At 64.7% G+C, this 16851-nt stretch carries 17 protein-coding genes; 9 read left to right on the top strand and 8 right to left on the bottom strand.

Going from position 1 to position 16851, the window contains the following annotated elements; all coding sequences use genetic code 11:
* The first annotated feature begins 41 nt into the window (after nt 1-41).
* The 7 genes from E4P09_RS05350 to pcaC are packed head-to-tail and all read left to right on the top strand — an operon-like array spanning nt 42 to nt 6227.
* Nucleotides 42-650 (top strand): SRPBCC family protein, encoded by a 609-nt coding sequence (locus tag E4P09_RS05350; protein WP_137388502.1) that lies wholly within the window; start codon nt 42-44, stop codon nt 648-650.
* The gene (locus E4P09_RS05345; protein WP_137388501.1) at nt 647-1519 is read left to right on the top strand and encodes an FAD binding domain-containing protein; all 873 of its coding nucleotides are present in this window, start codon (nt 647-649) and stop codon (nt 1517-1519) included. The genes E4P09_RS05350 and E4P09_RS05345 overlap by 4 nt, the downstream gene beginning before the upstream one ends.
* Nucleotides 1519-2010 carry a (2Fe-2S)-binding protein gene (locus E4P09_RS05340; protein ID WP_137389250.1) on the top strand — a complete coding sequence of 164 codons (492 nt, stop codon included), beginning with the start codon at nt 1519-1521 and terminating at the stop codon, nt 2008-2010. The genes E4P09_RS05345 and E4P09_RS05340 overlap by 1 nt, the downstream gene beginning before the upstream one ends.
* Nucleotides 2007-4361, top strand: a complete 2355-nt coding sequence (locus tag E4P09_RS05335; RefSeq protein WP_137388500.1) for a xanthine dehydrogenase family protein molybdopterin-binding subunit — start codon at nt 2007-2009, stop codon at nt 4359-4361. The genes E4P09_RS05340 and E4P09_RS05335 overlap by 4 nt, the downstream gene beginning before the upstream one ends.
* The gene (locus E4P09_RS05330; RefSeq protein WP_137388499.1) at nt 4358-5092 is read left to right on the top strand and encodes an enoyl-CoA hydratase/isomerase family protein; all 735 of its coding nucleotides are present in this window, start codon (nt 4358-4360) and stop codon (nt 5090-5092) included. Before E4P09_RS05335 ends, E4P09_RS05330 begins: the two co-directional genes overlap by 4 nt.
* 38 nt (nt 5093-5130) lie before the next feature.
* On the top strand, nt 5131-5856 hold the full coding sequence (locus E4P09_RS05325; RefSeq protein ID WP_137388498.1) for a GntR family transcriptional regulator: 726 nt from the start codon (nt 5131-5133) through the stop codon (nt 5854-5856).
* Complete coding sequence (gene pcaC, locus E4P09_RS05320; RefSeq protein ID WP_137388497.1) at nt 5853-6227, top strand: 4-carboxymuconolactone decarboxylase; 375 nt, start codon at nt 5853-5855, stop codon at nt 6225-6227. Before E4P09_RS05325 ends, pcaC begins: the two co-directional genes overlap by 4 nt.
* Here pcaC and E4P09_RS05315 read toward each other — a convergent pair.
* A complete protein-coding gene (locus tag E4P09_RS05315) occupies nt 6155-7159 on the bottom strand; it encodes a LysR family transcriptional regulator (RefSeq protein ID WP_170984240.1) in 1005 nt (334 codons plus the stop codon). The two genes, pcaC and E4P09_RS05315, sit on opposite strands and share 73 nt — an antisense overlap.
* Before the next feature lie 126 nt (nt 7160-7285).
* On the opposite strand from E4P09_RS05315, the gene E4P09_RS05310 reads away from it, so the two are divergent.
* A complete protein-coding gene (locus E4P09_RS05310; protein WP_137388495.1) occupies nt 7286-8554 on the top strand; it encodes a M24 family metallopeptidase in 1269 nt (422 codons plus the stop codon).
* Nucleotides 8555-8620: 66 nt separating this feature from the next.
* A complete protein-coding gene (locus tag E4P09_RS05305; protein WP_137388494.1) occupies nt 8621-9433 on the top strand; it encodes a maleate cis-trans isomerase family protein in 813 nt (270 codons plus the stop codon).
* Between the two features lie 121 nt (nt 9434-9554).
* Here the strand turns inward: E4P09_RS05305 and E4P09_RS05300 are convergent, their stop codons facing one another.
* From E4P09_RS05300 to E4P09_RS05270, 7 genes are all read right to left on the bottom strand, one after another.
* Nucleotides 9555-10253, bottom strand: coding sequence for a sulfotransferase family 2 domain-containing protein (locus E4P09_RS05300; RefSeq protein WP_170984239.1), 699 nt, complete (start codon nt 10251-10253; stop codon nt 9555-9557).
* A 55-nt stretch (nt 10254-10308) separates the two neighbouring features.
* Nucleotides 10309-11028, bottom strand: coding sequence for an acylneuraminate cytidylyltransferase family protein (locus tag E4P09_RS05295; RefSeq protein WP_137388492.1), 720 nt, complete (start codon nt 11026-11028; stop codon nt 10309-10311).
* Nucleotides 11025-11633, bottom strand: a complete 609-nt coding sequence (locus E4P09_RS05290) for an HAD family hydrolase (protein WP_137388491.1) — start codon at nt 11631-11633, stop codon at nt 11025-11027. The genes E4P09_RS05295 and E4P09_RS05290 overlap by 4 nt, the downstream gene beginning before the upstream one ends.
* The gene (locus E4P09_RS05285) at nt 11623-13155 is read right to left on the bottom strand and encodes an N-acetylneuraminate synthase family protein (RefSeq protein WP_170984238.1); all 1533 of its coding nucleotides are present in this window, start codon (nt 13153-13155) and stop codon (nt 11623-11625) included. The genes E4P09_RS05290 and E4P09_RS05285 overlap by 11 nt, the downstream gene beginning before the upstream one ends.
* 14 nt (nt 13156-13169) lie before the next feature.
* Complete coding sequence (locus E4P09_RS05280; protein WP_137388489.1) at nt 13170-14264, bottom strand: Gfo/Idh/MocA family protein; 1095 nt, start codon at nt 14262-14264, stop codon at nt 13170-13172.
* A 39-nt stretch (nt 14265-14303) separates the two neighbouring features.
* Nucleotides 14304-15683, bottom strand: coding sequence for a surface carbohydrate biosynthesis protein (locus tag E4P09_RS05275; protein WP_170984237.1), 1380 nt, complete (start codon nt 15681-15683; stop codon nt 14304-14306).
* 237 nt (nt 15684-15920) lie between these two features.
* Entirely contained in the window at nt 15921-16847 is a 927-nt protein-coding gene (locus E4P09_RS05270; RefSeq protein ID WP_137389249.1) for a prephenate/arogenate dehydrogenase family protein, read from the bottom strand.
* Nucleotides 16848-16851: the final 4 nt, after the last annotated feature.

The following is a 16851-nucleotide window of genomic DNA, read 5'->3' as shown; positions in this document are numbered from 1 at the left end:
AGAAAAGCCGGGGGTCCTCTTCCGGCCGTCCTGGGGCGGGAATGAAGCTTCACAATGAATTCGCAGTGCCGCTGCCGCCGAAAGAGGCTTGGGCCTTGCTCAATCAAGTCGAGCGGGTGGCGCCCTGCTTCCCGGGGGCCCAGCTGCTGGAAGCGCGGGATGACGGCAGCTATGTCGGCACCGTGTCGGTGCGCTTGGGGCCCGTCGCCCTGTCGTTCCGCGGCACGGCTGTCTACGAGGAGGTGGACGAGGCCAATCTGCGGGTAAAGGCGCGCGCCAGTGGCAATGAGCAGCGCGCCCGCGGCACCGCTCGTGCCAACGTTGTCTTCCAGGTGGTGCCGGACGGGGCAGGGTCACGCGTGTTGATCGACACGGATTTGCAGCTTGCCGGCGCCATTGCGCAATATGCCCGCGGCGGGGGCATGATCGAGACCACCGCCCAGGTCATGATCGACGATTTCGCCAGAAATCTTCAGGCACAGCTCGAACGGGACAAGCAGGCGGGATCGGCGGCGGCCGACATGCCGGAGATGGTGTCGACCTCTGCTGCTGCCCCGTCGCAACCCGCACCGGCAAGCCGGCCGCCTTCGCTGTTGCGGATCATGTGGCTGGCAATCACCCGGTATCTGTTCGGCAGGGTGGCGCGATGAAGGCGGCGGGGTTCGCGTATCACCGGCCTGGGACGAAAGCCGAAGCGCTGGACCTCGCGAGCCGGCTCGACAATGCCAAGTTTCTCGCGGGCGGCCAATCGCTCGTGGCCATGCTCAACATGCGCTATGTGATCGTCGACCATCTTATCGATCTGAATGGCCTGGCGGAGCTTGTCGGCATTTCCCTTCCGGGCGACACGCTGCGGGTCGGGGCGATGACCCGACAGAGGGCGCTGAAAGCCAGCGCCGAGGTTGCGCGCCGCGCCCCGATCTTTGCCGCGGCGCTGGACTATGTCGGCCATCTGCAGACGCGCAACCGCGGCACGATCGGCGGCAGCCTCGGCCACATGGATCCTTCGGCCGAGCTCGTGGCGCTGGCGGTGTTGCATGATGCGGTGGTGGAGGTGGAGTCCGCCGCCGGTCGGCGCGAAATCCCCATCACCGACTATCCCGCCGCCTATATGACCCCGTCGATTGCGCCGGACGAGATGATCACCGCGGTGACCTTCGCGCTGCCGGGCGCTCGTCACGGTTGGGGCTTCCACGAGTTTGCGCAGCGGCACGGGGATTTCGCGGTGGCCGGGGCTGCAGCCTTCATCGAGATGTCCGGTGACGTGATCGACCGGGCGGCCATTTCCGTGTTCGGCATCGGCATGGCGCCGGTTCGGGCGCGGGAGGCGGAAGCCATGCTGGCGGGGCAACGGGCGTCCAAGGAGGCGTTGCGGGCAGCGGCCGCGACGCTTCAGTCGCTCGAGATCGCCGATGATGCCATGGCCAGCGGTACCTATCGCCGGCGGCTCGCCATGGTGCTCACCCGGCGCGCCCTGTCAGACGCAGCGCAACGTTGCGCCGCACAAGGACGATCATGATGGCGAAGCACTCGATCACTCTGACGGTCAACGGTAAATCGACCAGCGCCGAGGTCGAGCCGCGGGTGCATCTCGGCGATTTTCTGCGCCACCAGCTGAACCTGACCGGAACCCATATCGGCTGCGAGCACGGGGTGTGCGGCGCCTGCACGGTGCTGGTCAATGGCGATGCGGTGCGCAGCTGCCTCATGCTGGCGGTGCAGGCTGATGGCGCGGAGGTGGTGACGGTTGAGGGGCTCGCCGCCGAGGACGGGACGCTCACGCCTCTTCAGGAGGCTTTCCGCAAACATCATGCGTTGCAATGCGGGTTCTGCACGCCGGGCTTCCTCATCACGCTCACGCAGCTCCTGCGCGATCGCCCAGATATCGAAGAGGAGGAGCTGCGTCGTGAGCTCTCCGGCAATCTCTGCCGCTGCACCGGCTATTCCGGCATCGTGAAGGCCGCACTCGAAGTGGCGCAGGCTTTCCGGACCAGGGAGGCCGCGCGATGACCACGCGATTTTTCGGCGCGCCGGTGCAACGGGTGGAAGACCCTACCTTGCTCAAGGGGGAGGGGCGGTTCACCGACGACATCAAGCTGCCGGGCACGCTGCATGCGGCTTTCGTGCGCTCGCCCTTTGCCCATGCCCGTATCAACGGCATCGATCTTGAGGCAGCGCGCGCCATGCCGGGCGTGAAGGCGGTGCTCGCGGCGGCCGATCTGCCCGATGTGGTGCAGGGCAAGCGCATTCTGCTGCAGGTGCCGAACCCGGCGATCACCGAGCCGATCACTCAAATGCCGCTGGCGCGCGACGAGGTATGTTTCGTCGGAGAGCCGGTGGCGGTGGTGCTGGCCGAGAGCCGCCACCTCGCCGAGGATGCGGCCGAGATGGTCATTGTGGATTTCGAGCCGCTGCCGGTCGCGGCGGATCTGGCATCGGCCGTGGAGCCTGACGCCGCCACGGCGCATGCGCATCGGTCCGACAATATCGCGGCACGGATCCAGGTCGGCTATGGCGATGTGGCCGCGGCTTTTCAGGCGGCCGCGCATGTGGTGACGGCCCGGATCCCGCAGCATCGCGGGACCGGCAACCCGATCGAGTGCCGCGCGGTGCTGGCGGATTTCAATGCTGTGCACGGCACGCTCACCGTGTGGTCGGCCACCCAGGCGCCGCATGGCCTCAAGCGGGCGCTGGGCGACATGCTGGAAATGGCCGACACCGACCTTCGGGTGATCGCCCCGGATGTGGGCGGCGGTTTCGGGCCCAAGCTGCAGGTTTACCCAGAAGAGATCGTGGTCGCGATTGCAAGCCGGATGCTGGGCGTGCCGGTGAAATGGATCGAGGACCGGCGCGAGCATCTGCTCACCACCGTGCAGGAACGCGACCAGCTGTGGACCATGCGCATGGCGCTCGATGCGGAGGGCAAGATCCTCGGCATCAGCGGACAGATGCTGCATGATCAGGGGGCGTATCTGCCTTGGGGGGTGATCTCGCCCTATATCTCGTCGGTCACCCTGCCTGGCCCCTATATCCTCCCGGCCTACAAGCTCGAAACGCTGGTGGTGTTCACCAACAAGGTGCCGACCACGCCGTTGCGCGGGGCCGGACGGCCGCAGGCGGTATTCACCATGGAGCGGCTGCTCGATCACGCGGCCGACGAACTCGGGCTCGACCGGGCGGAGATCCGCCGCCGCAACCTGATTCCGACGGAGAGGATGCCCTATGCGGTGGGGCTGACCTTCCGGGACGGCAAGCCGGTGGTCTATGACAGCGGCGATTACCCGAAATGCCAGGCGCTGGCGATAGAGAAGGCGGGCTGGACCATATTCCGCGAGCGGCAACGGGCGGCATGGCAGCAGGGTCGCTATATCGGCCAGGGCATCGCCAATTACGTGGAGGGCACCGGGCTCGGCCCGTTCGAGGGGGCGACCACCCAGGTGCTGCCCTCCGGGCGCATTCTGCTGCGCACCGGCTCGGCCGCGCAGGGACAGGGCAACAAGACGGTCTATGCGCAGATCGCTGCCGATACGTTCAATGTGGACATCTCCCAAGTGGATGTGGAGGTCGGCGATACCGCTTCGATCCCGATCGGGGTGGGTGCCTTTGCCAGCCGGCTGATGGTCAATGTGGGATCCTCTATCAGCGTCTCGTCGGCCGCGGTGGCCAAGAAGATCAAGCAGATCGCGGCGGCCCGGTTCGAGGTTGCGGAAGACGAGATCGAGCTTGCGAACGGCATGGCCCGTGTGGCCGCATCGCAAGGCGGCTCGATGAGCTTTGCCGAGATCGCGCGGATGACCAGCGGCATGCCCGGCTTCTCGCTGCCGCAGGGCATCGAGCCGGGGCTTGTGTCCACCCATTACTACGCACCGCCACAGGCGACCTATGCCAATGGCTGCCATGTGGCGGAGGTGGAGGTCGACCCGGAAACCGGGCTGGTGAAGATCCTGCGCTATGTGGTGGTGCATGATTGCGGGCGAATGGTGAACCCGCTTCTGGTGGAGGGCCAGGTGCAGGGCGGCGTTGCCCATGGCATCGGCAATGCGCTTCTGGAGAAGATGCGGTTCGACGAGCAGGCCAATCCGGTCACCACCTCGCTGGCGGACTACCTGCTGCCGGATGCGGACAATGTGCCGGAGGCCGAGATCTATCACGTAGAGTCGCCGTCGCCTCTGAACCCCCTCGGGGTGAAGGGGGCGGGCGAGGGCGGCACCATCCCCGCGGCGGCAGCGATCGTTTCCGCCATCGAGGATGCGCTGCGGCCCTTCGGGGTGCGCATCGATGAAGCCCCGATCCTGCCCGAGCGGCTCTGTGCGCTCATCGACGACGCCGCGGCGCGGCAAGCCAAGAAGGAGATGGCATGACCGCCTTCACTGTCGATATGAACCCTGCCGCCCATGTGGCAACGGTGCGGCTTACCCGTCCTGACGACGGCAACCGGCTCACCGGGGACGATATCGTTGCGCTCGGCCGCGCGATTCGCCAGGCGGGCGAGGACGCGGGCGTGAAGGTGGTGGTGGTGCGGGCCGAGGGGCGGGACTTCTGCCTCGGTCGCATTCCCAATCCGAAAGGTGCGACACCGCCCTCGTTTCTCCAGATCCAGAAGACGGTGACCGACCCCATTCTCGGCCTCTATGCGGATGTTCGCGCCACGCCCGTGCCGGTGCTCGCGGTGGTGCAGGGCGAGGCGCGGGGTTTTGGTTGCGCCTTCACCGGCCAATGCGACCTCGCCATCGCCTCGACCAGGGCGATCTTCTCGCTGCCGGAGATGGAGGTGAACCTGCCGCCGACGCTGGCGATCTCGGCGGTGCTGCACAAGGTACCGCTCAAGAAGCTGACCCATCTCGTCTATACCCGCGAGACCATGACCGCCGAGCAGGCTCTGCAATTCGGGCTGGTGGGAGAGGTGGTGGAGCCGGATGACCTGGATGCGGCCGCTAACAGAATCATCGCCCGACTTACGGACCGGCGCCGGCCGGCCTTGCGGACGATCAAGCAATATCTGGGTGCCGCGCCTCACGTTGATCCGGCTGCGGCGGCGCGGCTCGCGGAGGCCATGCTTGCCGGGATCTTGTCTTCTCCCGACGAAGGATGACATAGGCTTGCTGCCGCACTGAAACCGAGGGCCACGACATGGCGGGTCAATATCCATCGGCAATTCTGGCGCCTGTGAAGCAGGAGGTCGCACCACTGCGGCGGCGGATCACCAGCGTCTTGCGCGAGGCGATCGGCGCCGGCGTACTGGCACCCGGTGCGCGCCTGGTCGAGAAGGACCTTTGCCGCGAGCTCAATGTGAGCCGCACCTCGTTGCGCGAGGCCCTGCGCGAGCTGGAAGCGGAAGGACTGGTCAGCCATCAGGCCAATCGCGGGCTGGTCGTCACCCGGATCTCACGCAAGGAGGCGGCCAATGTCTATCGGGTGCGCGCCGCCCTGGAAGCGCTGGTGGCGGAGCAGTTCGCGCAGGAAGCGGATGCCGAGGCGCTCGATCATCTGAAAGAACGCGCGGTGGAGCTGCGCCGCGCCTACGAGACGGGCGACCTCCGCGCGATTCTCGACAAGAAGAAGGCCTTCTATGACAGCTTCTGCCAGGGCGCGGGCAACATCCTGGTGCTCGAGCTGCTGAACCGACTCAATTCGCGCATCACCCAGCTGCGGGCGCGGTCGCTGAATGCGGATAACCGCAAGCCGCAAAGCATTGCCGAAATCGACCAGCTGGTGGCTGCCTTGGCCGCGCGCGATCCGGAAGCGGCGCAGGCCGCGGCGCTGCAGCATGTCCGGAATGCGGCGCAGGCGGCCCTGGCCAACCTGCCCGAAACCAGCCTCGATGACGGGGATACCAGCAAGAAGGAAGAGGCATGACCTCGCAGTTTGAAAAGGGTTTGAAGGTTAGACGCGAAGTGCTCGGATCGGAATATGTGGACAAGTCGCTCGCGAATGCCGATGCGTTCACGATGCCCTTTCAGGAGCTGGTGACCAAATATTGCTGGGGCGAGATCTGGACCCGCGAGGGGCTCGACCGGCGCAGCCGCTCGCTGATCAACCTCGCCATGCTTTCGGCGCTCAACCGTCCGGCGGAGCTCAAGCTTCACATCCGCGGCGCCCTCAACAATGGGGTGAGCCGCGAAGAGATTCAGGAAGTCTTTCTGCAGGTGGCCATCTATTGTGGCGTGCCCGCCGGGCTCGAAAGCTTCAAGATCGCACGTGAAGTCTTCGCGGAAATCGACGCCTGAGGCGTGCCCGCCGGCGCGCGGCGCGCGGGCCTTCTCCGATCCAGCGCCTCCTCGATCAACGGCAGGAATGCGGAGAAGGCGGGCGGTGGTTTCGCCGCCGGCGACGTGATCAGAACGTGTTGCGAGGTATAGGAGAAGCCGGGCACGTCCACTTGGCGGAGGTCCCCTCGCTCCACCCAGTCCCTCGCATAATGCTCGGGCAGGAAGCCGAGATAGGCTCCGGTCAGGAGCAGCACGACCATGCCTTCCATGTTGTGCACCGTGGCCTTGCTGGAGGTTCGCGGAAAGCGGGCGCCGTCAAACTCCTCGTGATAGCTGCGCATGACGAATGGCTGCGCGGTGACCTCGTCGGGCGTGACCGCGGTCAGATCGCGATCGAAGAACGGATGGCCTCGCCCGCAGTAGAGATGGTGGACTTCTCGTAGAACGGGTCGCGCCTCAAGTCCGCTCATCTTGCGGATGCGCGGCACGATGGCGGCGTGCAGGTGACGGTTATAGACCGCACGTTCGAGTTCCGCCCGTGGCGCCACCGTCAGCTCCACATGCACCTGGTGATTGAGCTCATTGAACCGGCGCAGGGCGCGGGCCAGCGGAAAATCGGGGTGGGTCACCAGGCAGTCCACCATGCCGATCAGCAGACGACCACCAAGCGCATTGCGCAGGTTGGCCATGCTGCCGGAGAAATCATCCAGCGTCGCCAGAACCCGCTTCGTCTCCTGGTAGACCAGGGCGCCGCGCTCGGTGAGGCGGAAGCCGCTGCGTCCTCGCTCGCACAGACGAAAGCCGATCCGGCTCTCCAGGTCCGACATGTGCAGGCTGATGGTGGAGCTCGAGATGTTCAGTTGCGCCTGCGCCCCGGCATAGCCGCCTGCCTCGGTCACCGCGACGAACACGCGCAGCAGGCGAAGGTCGATATCCGTGATGCGCTTCATCGTGATGCCCTCCCTTTTCATTCACTTTGATAATGACTCATGTGAGCTCAGAAGCACCACTATTTTTCCTGAAGCATTGGTCGGCAAGAATCCCGCGATCGTTGCAGGCGCAGAGGGAGTAACGCGATGGCCCTGGAACAAGACCGCGACATTCTCGATGTCGCGGAGCACACGGAACACGTCACCTTCCAACACTCGCGGCGGAAGACGGCGAGCGGGTATGAGCTGCCGATGCTGCTGCACGACCGGCTGGCCTTCTCGCCGGAGGAGTATGTGCGGCGCTACGACGTGATCCAGGCGGACATGGAGCGGCGTGGGCTCGACGCGTTGCTCCTGCGGGGGCCGGAGAATATCGCCTATTTCAGCGGCTACGAGTCGCCGGGCTATTACCGCTACCACTGCATCGTGGTGCCGAAGAACGGAGAGCCGGTCTTCATCGTACGCGACTTCGAATGGATCAATTCGCCGGAATTCGCCTGGAGCACCAAGCTCGCCAAGGTCTATGACTGGGACCACTCGCCCTCGGTCACATCCAATGTGCTGGCCCAGCTCGGGCTCAATTCGGGCAAGCGCATCGGCGTGGAGAAGCAGTGTTTCTTCTATACGGTGGACGAGCACGAGACCCTGGTGCGCGAATGCCCGAATAACGAGTTCGTGGATGCCACCCGCGTGCTGTGGGATGCGCGCATGATCAAGTCGGCCGAGGAAGTCGAGATGATGCGCCGTTCGGCAGCGCTGGTGGACAAGGCCATGCTGGCGGGCTACGAGGCCAGCGTGCCGGGGGCGACGGCCGATCAGATCAATGCGGTCGTAAACCAGACGCTCTTTGCCGGTGGGGGCGAGTATATGGGGCTGCCACCCTTCGTGCTGGCGGGCGAGCGCAGCTGCCTGCCGCATCAGACCGGCGGCACCAACGCCCTGAAGAACGACGACATCATGTATTTCGAGATCTCGGCCTCTCAGCGCCGCTATACGGCTGCGTTGATGCGGACCATCTTCCTCGGCAAGCCCAAGGATGAGTGGCTGCGAGCGGCGCAGGCCTGTATCGATGCAGCCACGGCGGCGATCGAATTCATCAGGCCGGGGGTGACCTCGCACGAGGCCGATTCCGTCGCCCGTGCGGTGACGACGAAGGCCGGCTTCGGCGAATATCACCGCAACCGGCTGGGCTACAGCATTGGCGTGAGCTATCCGCCCGACTGGGGCGAGGGCGAGATCATCTCCCTGCAGCAGAACGAGCCGCGGGAGCTCCAGGCCGGGATGACCTTCCACATGCCACCGCTGTGCCTGAAATACCGCGAGTACGGCATAGGCTTCTCCGAAAGCATCCTGGTGACGGAGAACGGGTGCGAGCGGTTTTCCAAGCTACCGCGCGAAATCGTGATAAAGTCGTAAGCCAGCCGCGACCACGACGACGCCGTGAGCGTGAGGCCAGGTCCGGTCACAATGGAGGATTAAGCCATGAATGAGACTGGAGGAGACCGTTGGCTGCGCTTGCAGGCGGGCTATGACACTGGTCGCGATCTGCCGTCCGTCGGTATCATCGGGCTGGCGACGGACCGGGTGGGCATACCGGATTTCGAGGATTTCCTGTCCATGCGAAGGGATCGTCTCGAGCTCTTTTCCACCCGGATCCCGATGTCGCCCAGCGCGACGCCCGAAACGCTGGCAGCCTTGGGTGAGCATCTGGCCGAGGGTGCAGGGCTGCTGGTGCCGGGCTCGCGGCTCGACGCGGTCGCCTTCAGCTGCACCTCCGGCACGGTGGCGGTCGGCATCGACGCCGTGAAGCGGTCGATTCAGTCGGCCCGCCCGGGGATCAAGATCAGCACGCCGATGGAGGCGGGCGCTGCGGGCCTGAGGGAACTGGGCTGCCGCAGGATCGCGCTGCTCACGCCGTACCGCGTCGCCACTGCGGAGCTCGTCGCGGGCTATCTCGAGGCCGCCGGTCTGGTGCTCGCCAAGTGCGCGACATTCGATCTGGACGGCGATCCGCAGATGAACCGCGTCTCGGCGGAAAGCATTGCGCGCTCGGCCATGGACCTCGCTGCGAAGACCGGTGACTTTGACGGGATGTTCATATCGTGCACGGGTCTGCGCACCTTTCCGGTGGTGGCGCGAATTGAGAGCATCCTTGGCAAGCCCGTGGTGACCAGCAACCAGGCACTCGCCTGGGATTGCCTGCGCCAAGTCGGGCTGCGCGAGCCGATCGAGGGTCAGGGCAGGCTGTTCACCGAAGGCTTGAGCGTCATGCCGGCAGCGGCGGCCAGCCGCTGATCGGACCGGCTCGCCTGGGCGCCTCGCGGTTTCCGAGAAGGCTCGTGCCGTGGCCCTGGATAGCCCGGTCAAGCCGGGGCTATGACGGAATCTCGGGGCAAGCCGGCTATGGCCAATGAGTTTAAAACTCGTGTCCGAACAGCGCGAGCTCGCCTTGGTACCAGCTTTCGACCCAGGCGCGGGTGCGTTCCGTATAATAGGAGCGGTAAGCCCGCGAGCTTTCGGGCCGTACCCCCCGTTTGGCAAAGGGCAACTCGCCCGGCGCAGGCAGGCCGATAGCGCGCATCACCGTGCGCAGGTCCTCATCCAGGTTCTCATAGTGCCCGATGAAGTCGACCGCGAGTTTGCCGCCGATCGTGTAGATCTCGTAATTGTCGACCCGCGCCCGCGGCGATCGCGCCAGGAACGTCTCGAAGTCGGGCCAGCGACGGGCGCTCTTCGGTGATTTGGTGCGGTAGTGATACCAGGAGACCTGGCGGTCATAGACGTTGCGGTCGAAGGCAAACTTGTAATAGCTGCGCCAAACCTTCTCGCCGACATAGTCCCGGATATCGGCCGCCTTGATGTGATCGTGGAAGTCGATCCACTTCCACCCTTCCAGCGCATGGATCCGATGGATGGCCGGGCGCGGATCCAAAAAGAATATCTTGCGGAGATGGTTGCGGGCGCGATGGCCGACCTTGCGGGTCAAGTCGGTCGGTGTCAGCGGCGTGATGATGTCATCTTCGCCGCAGTGGGGAAACAGCACGAGCTCGGTGCTGGTGCTCGCCGTCTTGCGCGTCTTGAGGAATATGAATCGATGTTTGTGTGACAGGATCACGGCAATGCCATCGATTATGGCGGATCATTGTCCTTTCTTTAGTGCGATTTCGCGATCAATTCGACTCTAAAGTGCCGGAGGTCAGCAGGAAATTGGCCCAGGCGAGATCAAGCTCGGTATCGATATTGGCGACCGGTTCCTCAATGAGGACTGCGCCCGTGCGTGCGGGTAGAATGGTTCGGGCCTGCATCAGGGCTTGCCGGGTGAAGACATAGGCTATGCCGTTGCGGTGATAGACCGGCTGCAGCTGCTGGCGGGCGATGATGCGCGCGCCGGCCTGGTCGTAGAGGCTCAGCGTCCCCTGTGGATCGATGGTCAGCTGCTTCAAGGGATGAGCCTTGCTGTCGGTCTCGCTCACCGTCCAAACCGCATCGAGATCCTCCTCGATCAGCTTGCGGATGGCGCGCTCGACCTGGGCGGGCGTGCGGGTTGGCGAGGTGGGCTGCAGCATGACGGTCACGTCGTAAACACAGCCGTCGAGGCGCTCCATTTCGGCGAGCGCGTGGGTGAGCACGTCGAGATCACCAATGCGCGGGCCCGACAGTGCTTCCGGCCGCCGGAACGGTGCGGCAAGGCCCGACTGCATGGCCACCTCGGCGATCTGCTCGTGATCGGTGGAGACCACGGCCCGGTCGACGAAGGGCAGCTCCCGCACCACGTGCCCCACGCGGGCCACGAGCGGCATGCCGCCGACCTCGCGGAGGTTCTTGAGCTTGATGCCCTGGCTGCCGCCGCGCGCAGGCACCACCACCAGGATGCGACGACCGTCGATCATGACTGCAGCATGTTCCTGAAGTTCAGCAACGCCTCCGCTCCCTCCACCGCGAAATGAGCGCACCCGACCTGGCGGGCGGCGTCGGCATCACTTATGCCGTCGCCGACGATGACGACGCGCTCGGGCGCCGTGTTGTGGCGTGCGATCGCATGGCGCAGAGTGTCCGCCTTGCTGTGGGGATAGCCGAAGCTGCCGGAAAGGTACCGTGCCCACCCACGCCGCTCCAGCAGTTGCCGCAGTGGCGTATCGGGCGTGTTCGAGGCGACATAGACCGGGACCGCGCTGGTGAGACTGCGGAGAAGATCGGTCGCGCCGACCATCTCCGGGCACTCTGCCACGCCAGCAAGTACGACTTCGCCATACCGGCCGATCAGGGCTTCCGGGGTGCTGCCGGCCGGCAGTCGAAGGCCGGCCGTGGCCATCCGCCGGCACATTTCGGGAATGACGCGCAAGCGGGACCCGTCGGGATCCTCGCTCAAGACCTGCGAGACGATGTCCGCAAAGCCCTGGTCCGGGGGAAAGATCGCGTAAAAGGCCTGTTTCTTCAGCGCGGCCGAGCTGACCAGGGTCCCGTCGAAATCGAACACCACCACATCAAAGCGCATGCCGGGCTCGGAAGTATGTCAGCCAGTTGTCGACTTGGGTCTTCCGCTGCGCCCGGTCGAGGCGGGCGATGAGCGGATCCTCATAGAAGCTGTCATTGTTCACGTGGGTGGTCGACACTTCCTCGAAGATGGCACCGTCGAGGGTGTGGAACTTGTGCCAGGTGTTCGGCTCGACCAGCAGGGTGTCGCCCGGGCGCATGGTGAAGCGGAAGCCCTCCTTGACCACTTCCAGGTCGCCGTCGAGCAGCTGGAACGTTTCTTCCTTCTGCTTATGAAAATGGTAGGGATGCTTCTGTCTGGGCAGCTGCACGACCAGCTTCTTGGCATAGGTGCGGTTCACGCAGGTGATGATGACCGCGCCATACTCACGGAATCGCCGCAGCCCGTAGTGATGGGAAATTTCGATAGAGGCATCCTCGTTGATATGGATGCCCGCCTTGTTCAGCATGGCGCGAATCTGAAGCATGATCTGGTAGATCAGGTGGTCATCCTTCAGGTCCTGATCGGCCAGATCGGCGCACAGTGCCTCGTTCACGGCATAGTGCCGGTCGGCGGTGAGACCTTCGCGGAAATGGCCGCTCACAAGCTGTCCTTCCTGCACCGGCATGGCGAAGAAGACATCGTCCCGGGTCAAAGCCTCGCCCTTGCGGACGTCTCGCCGGACGAACACGCCGCGCTTGAGGTCGAGCAGGGTCTTACGCTCCTGAAGAGAGGAGGGCGGGCGCTCGTTCCCGCCGAGCATGGCACGCGCGGCATGGTAGGCGGCAAGCCAGCGCTCGAGTTGCTCGGGCGTGGAGGAATAATCGTTCAGCTTGTACTTGTCAGTGTTCAGACCGACATGCCGCTCGAACAGGCGCGCGCCCTTGGCATAAGCGATCTGGATGGCGGCTACATTGTCCTGGTTCTCATGTGTCGACCAGCCGATGGGCACGGCGGGATAGCGCTTCACGAAGGCGCCGATCTGGTTCAGCTGCAGCTTGTCGTCAGGCGTCGGATAAAGCGCGACGCAGTGCATGAGCGCGAATTTCAGCTGCTCGCTTTCGAGGAAATTGACCAGCCAGTCGACCTCCTCGATGCGCAGCCCGGCGGTGGAGGCCACCACCGGCATACGCGCGGCCGCCACCTTCTCCAGCAGCGGCCGGTCGTCCGCCGAGCAGCTGGCGATCTTGATGATGTCGAGGCCCATATCGGCGATGATATCGACGGACTCCTCGTCGAAGGGCGTGCTCATGGTCAGCATGCCCTCGGCCCGTACCAGCTCCGCCAGCTCGGTGAAGGCCGACATCGGCAGGCGCGTCTCGTCGAAGCGCTTGATGAACTTGAGATCCGTGCGGTTCTTGAAATCGGGATGGATGAAGGTGTCGAGCTGGCGGAACTGGAATTTCAAGGCCGCGCGCACGCCCGCCTTGCGGGTGACGGCACCCACTGCCCGGATGATGTTGCGCGCGTGCTCCATGTCGCCTTGATGGTTATTGGCGAGATCGTAGATGAACAATTCGTCGAACTTGACCTGTGCACGCATCCTGGAGCTCGCAATCATCGCAATGCGTCGAGAGTGTAGCCGCGCGCGGGATCGATGCGCACCACTTGGCCCGTTGCATGCGATTTGAAGATGGCCGCAATCACCAGCATCGTGTCGAGACCCCGTTCGAGCGCGATGGGCGAAGCATCGACCTTGCCATCCAGGACCTGCTCGAAATGCGCAACTTCCGCCTTGAAGTCGTCAGGACGCGTCTTTTCTATGATCAGCTCCTGGGGACCCTCTCCACCATGGGCGAAGATCACGGCATCAGCGCCGGGGCGATAGCCGACGCGCCAGTCGACGAAGCCATCGGCGCCCTGGATGCGCACGCGCTTTTCCGGTGGCTGGGTCACCACGTCCTGAATGACGTCGCCCAACAGTCCTTGCTCGGTCTTGAGGGTGGCAAAGCACAACTGGTCATAGGTGCAGCCGTTCTGCTCGACCATGTCGAGGCGCGCGGCCACCTCCACCACACGACCGGCGCCGACCACATGGGCGAAATGCTGCCAGATGTTGAGGCCGTGAGAGTGCTCGCCTGTCGCGCCGCCGCCGCGGCTGGAGAAGCCGAGATAGGAATCCCAGGGCCCGGCGAGCCACGGGTGGGCGCCGAAGATGCCGGCCCAATGCTCCCGGATATAGGCTGACATGGTGGAGACCGGACCGATGGTGCCCTTGCGCAGGACGTTTTCAGCCTCGATCGTGTTCCGGCCGAGGCAATGATTATAGCCGACGCCGAGGAACACGCCCTTGCTGCGGCCGAGGTCGAGCAGTTCCTGGCAGCCGGCCAGATCGGGCCCGCAGACCGGCTTCTCCACGACGACTGCTTTCGTCTGGGCTTGCTCGAGGGTGGCCTTGGCGAGCGCGATATGCGTGTCCGGCGGGGTGCCGATGAACACGACGTCAGCCGGGTCGGCCATGGCGGCGCGGCTGTCCTTGAGCTCGATCTCGGGGTCGAATGCGCCGTAGCGCTGGGGATAGATGCTGTCGCGCGCCCGCGCCAGCGCCGCGGGATCGATATCGGTCAGCGCCACGCGCCAGCCACGGCTTCGCGCCGCGTGGGCCAGATGATTGCCGATCGAGCCGGCGCCTATGATTCTGATGCTATACATCCGGCCGGCTCGTTCTGTGATGGAAATTGAGCTTAGGCTTCAACAGGTCCTGCTCGGTTCGATGACGAAGATATCCCGGGCGATCACGCGTGCGCGCACCGCCGGCAGGTGAGGCATTGTCCGACTGAAGCGTTCAATACGGGTGTTGACCTCGGCCTCGCTAATACCCGGAAACTTGTGGGCCGTATAGCGGCGACTGCTCTTGTTGTTGGCCTGCCGTGTGCGGACGGCGCGCGCCAGGCGGCGCTTGTAGAAGCTCAGGTGTGCGCGAGCCCGTCGGCCAGCGGAAAGTTCCGATGGTCCGGCGAGGTGAGGGCCGTGAACTTCGAGGCTGTGGAGGATGCGCTCGCAGCTGAGCGCGCCGTCCAGAGAGGCGATATGCTGCCGAAGCACATGCCGCTGCGCCTCGTTCATGAGCCCTGCGCTGCCATTTTCCGCGAAAATCGACCGGATGCCATCGATCACCTCATCAGGAGTGCGGCAGGCAAAGCTTACGGAATTGGGTAATATGGCCTCTCCCGCCTCGGTGCCGTCCGGCCGATAAGCGAAGGCGGGGGTACCGAGCACGACCGCTTCAACCCCGCTGGTGCAGCCGCTGTGCAGCAGGGCGGAGGCGGCAACCAGCCAGGGCACGATCGGCCCCTCGTGCACCACGCGGATGTTGCCATGGCCCGCCGCGACGCGCCGCCAGACCTCGTGGCTCTCGGAGGGATGCGGGCGGATGACCAGGGTGTTCGGATAGATCGCGTCGGCCAGTCTCGGCAAGAGAGCCTGAAGATCCTCGAACAGGCGCCGCTTATGGGCCAGCATTTTTTCGCGGTAGCTTGTCGCCTCCTCGCGATCGACGCCCCGGGCGAAACGCATGCGAACGTGGTTCGGGATATAGTGGTTCACCAGGCTGAAGTTGCTGCTGAACAGGACGAAATGCCCGAAACGCTCGCGTAGCCTTGCAACGTCATCATCGAAATAGCCACGCAGCTCGGGCCGGAGCATATCGACCCGCGGGTTGCCTACGGTCTCGATCGGGGTCCCACGATAGCCGGAGAAGCGGCGCCAGAGCTCGGCATTGCTGTCGCCCCAGGCATAAAGCAAGCGGGCCCGATTGAACGTCGCATCATCGAGCATCATCAGGAAGGCATCGTCGTCGGGGCGGATCAGCGCCTCCTCGTCCAAGCTGACGATGAGATGTCCGAAGGTTTCGAGCAGCCGCAGCACCGTCGCGTTGCCGGTGCGTATGCCCTTGGCAAGATAGATCGAAGGCGGAAACCGCGTGAGCTGGTCGTGGATCTGGGTGCGGCTACCAATCACCGGGTGATAGCCGCGCTGAACGGCGTGCATCGCGAGCAGCAGCTTGCCATCGAATTCGCGGTTGAGTGTCTCCACGGGGAGGAGCAGGCTATCCGGCAGCGCGTGCGACATCGTTAATCCGAGATACAGGCCCACTCCCTGCCGATGGCCGGGCCGAGTCCCGGATGGCCGACCAGCAGTCATGAGCGTGACGCGAAACTCGTATACGGCTCAGCCTTTGCCGAGAGACGCTTCTGTTCAGTATCCGTATGATTTGATTGATTTCTGTAGCACCGCTTCACAGGGCTGGCAACAAAGCCATAACCAGAGGGCGTGCATGCCCTCCGGACAGCTTGGCTGTCGGGCAGGTCACTCTCTGCCCTTGTCGCCCTTTCCGTGGGGGCGGCCGAAATCCGGCAGGGGGGCATCCTGGCCTGCGTCAATGATGCTGCGCCGGATCGCGCGGGTGCGCGTGAACAGGTTGAGCAAGGTGTCGCCATCGCCCCAACGGATAGCCCGCTGCAGGGCGGACAAGTCCTCCGAGAAGCGGCCGAGCATTTCCAGAACCGCATCCTTGTTGTTGAGGAACACGTCGCGCCACATCACCGGGTCCGACGCGGCAATACGGGTGAAGTCGCGAAAGCCGCCGGCGGAGAACTTGATCACCTCGGACTGGGTGACCGTGCCGAGGTCATCGGCCGTGCCCACGATATTATAGGCGATCAAATGGGGCACATGGCTGGTGATGGCCAGCACCAGGTCGTGGTGCTCGGGCGACATGCGCTCGACCTCGCTGCCGCAAGCCCGCCAGAATGCCTCGAGCCGGGCGACGGCGGCCTCGTCGGCGCCGGGCAGGGGCGTCAGCACGCACCAGCGGCGGTCGAAGAGCTCGGCAAAGCCGGCGGCCGGCCCCGATTCTTCCGTGCCCGCGATCGGGTGGCCGGGAATGAAATGGACACCCTCCGGGACATGCGGGGTGACATCGCGCACCACCGCGCTTTTCACCGATCCGACATCGGTCAGGATCGCGCCAGGCTTCAGAGAAGGGGCGATGGCCGCCGCCAGCTCGCCACACACGCCGACCGGCACGCAGAGGATTACCAGATCGGCGCCAGCCGCCGCGTCGGCGGCGGTGTCGCAAACCCGGTCGACAAAGCCGATCTCCAGCGCCTTGGCACGGGTGGCTGCCGACCGGGCATAGCCGACGATCTCGCCGGCAAGGCTGCCGCGCCGCATGGCATGGCCCAAGGACGAGCCGATGAGGCCGAGGCCGATCAGACAGACCTTATCGAACATCGGG

It is taken from the genome of Rhodoligotrophos defluvii (assembly GCF_005281615.1).
Classification (GTDB): domain Bacteria; phylum Pseudomonadota; class Alphaproteobacteria; order Rhizobiales; family Im1; genus Rhodoligotrophos; species Rhodoligotrophos defluvii.
This window is presented reverse-complemented; position numbering and strand designations above follow the sequence as displayed.

What these genes read in the sequence shown, in the direction of transcription:
- E4P09_RS05340 (WP_137389250.1), top strand. Translation starts at nt 1,519, where the DNA reads ATGGCGAAGCACTCGATCACTCTGACGGTCAACGGTAAATCGACCAGC.
- E4P09_RS05315 (WP_170984240.1), bottom strand. Translation starts at nt 7,159, where the DNA reads ATGAAGCGCATCACGGATATCGACCTTCGCCTGCTGCGCGTGTTCGTC.
- E4P09_RS05305 (WP_137388494.1), top strand. Translation starts at nt 8,621, where the DNA reads ATGAATGAGACTGGAGGAGACCGTTGGCTGCGCTTGCAGGCGGGCTAT.
- E4P09_RS05350 (WP_137388502.1), top strand. Translation starts at nt 42, where the DNA reads ATGAAGCTTCACAATGAATTCGCAGTGCCGCTGCCGCCGAAAGAGGCT.
- E4P09_RS05325 (WP_137388498.1), top strand. Translation starts at nt 5,131, where the DNA reads ATGGCGGGTCAATATCCATCGGCAATTCTGGCGCCTGTGAAGCAGGAG.
- E4P09_RS05295 (WP_137388492.1), bottom strand. Translation starts at nt 11,028, where the DNA reads ATGATCGACGGTCGTCGCATCCTGGTGGTGGTGCCTGCGCGCGGCGGC.
- E4P09_RS05335 (WP_137388500.1), top strand. Translation starts at nt 2,007, where the DNA reads ATGACCACGCGATTTTTCGGCGCGCCGGTGCAACGGGTGGAAGACCCT.
- pcaC (WP_137388497.1), top strand. Translation starts at nt 5,853, where the DNA reads ATGACCTCGCAGTTTGAAAAGGGTTTGAAGGTTAGACGCGAAGTGCTC.
- E4P09_RS05310 (WP_137388495.1), top strand. Translation starts at nt 7,286, where the DNA reads ATGGCCCTGGAACAAGACCGCGACATTCTCGATGTCGCGGAGCACACG.
- E4P09_RS05290 (WP_137388491.1), bottom strand. Translation starts at nt 11,633, where the DNA reads ATGCGCTTTGATGTGGTGGTGTTCGATTTCGACGGGACCCTGGTCAGC.
- E4P09_RS05330 (WP_137388499.1), top strand. Translation starts at nt 4,358, where the DNA reads ATGACCGCCTTCACTGTCGATATGAACCCTGCCGCCCATGTGGCAACG.
- E4P09_RS05285 (WP_170984238.1), bottom strand. Translation starts at nt 13,155, where the DNA reads ATGCGTGCACAGGTCAAGTTCGACGAATTGTTCATCTACGATCTCGCC.
- E4P09_RS05275 (WP_170984237.1), bottom strand. Translation starts at nt 15,683, where the DNA reads ATGTCGCACGCGCTGCCGGATAGCCTGCTCCTCCCCGTGGAGACACTC.
- E4P09_RS05280 (WP_137388489.1), bottom strand. Translation starts at nt 14,264, where the DNA reads ATGTATAGCATCAGAATCATAGGCGCCGGCTCGATCGGCAATCATCTG.
- E4P09_RS05270 (WP_137389249.1), bottom strand. Translation starts at nt 16,847, where the DNA reads ATGTTCGATAAGGTCTGTCTGATCGGCCTCGGCCTCATCGGCTCGTCC.
- E4P09_RS05345 (WP_137388501.1), top strand. Translation starts at nt 647, where the DNA reads ATGAAGGCGGCGGGGTTCGCGTATCACCGGCCTGGGACGAAAGCCGAA.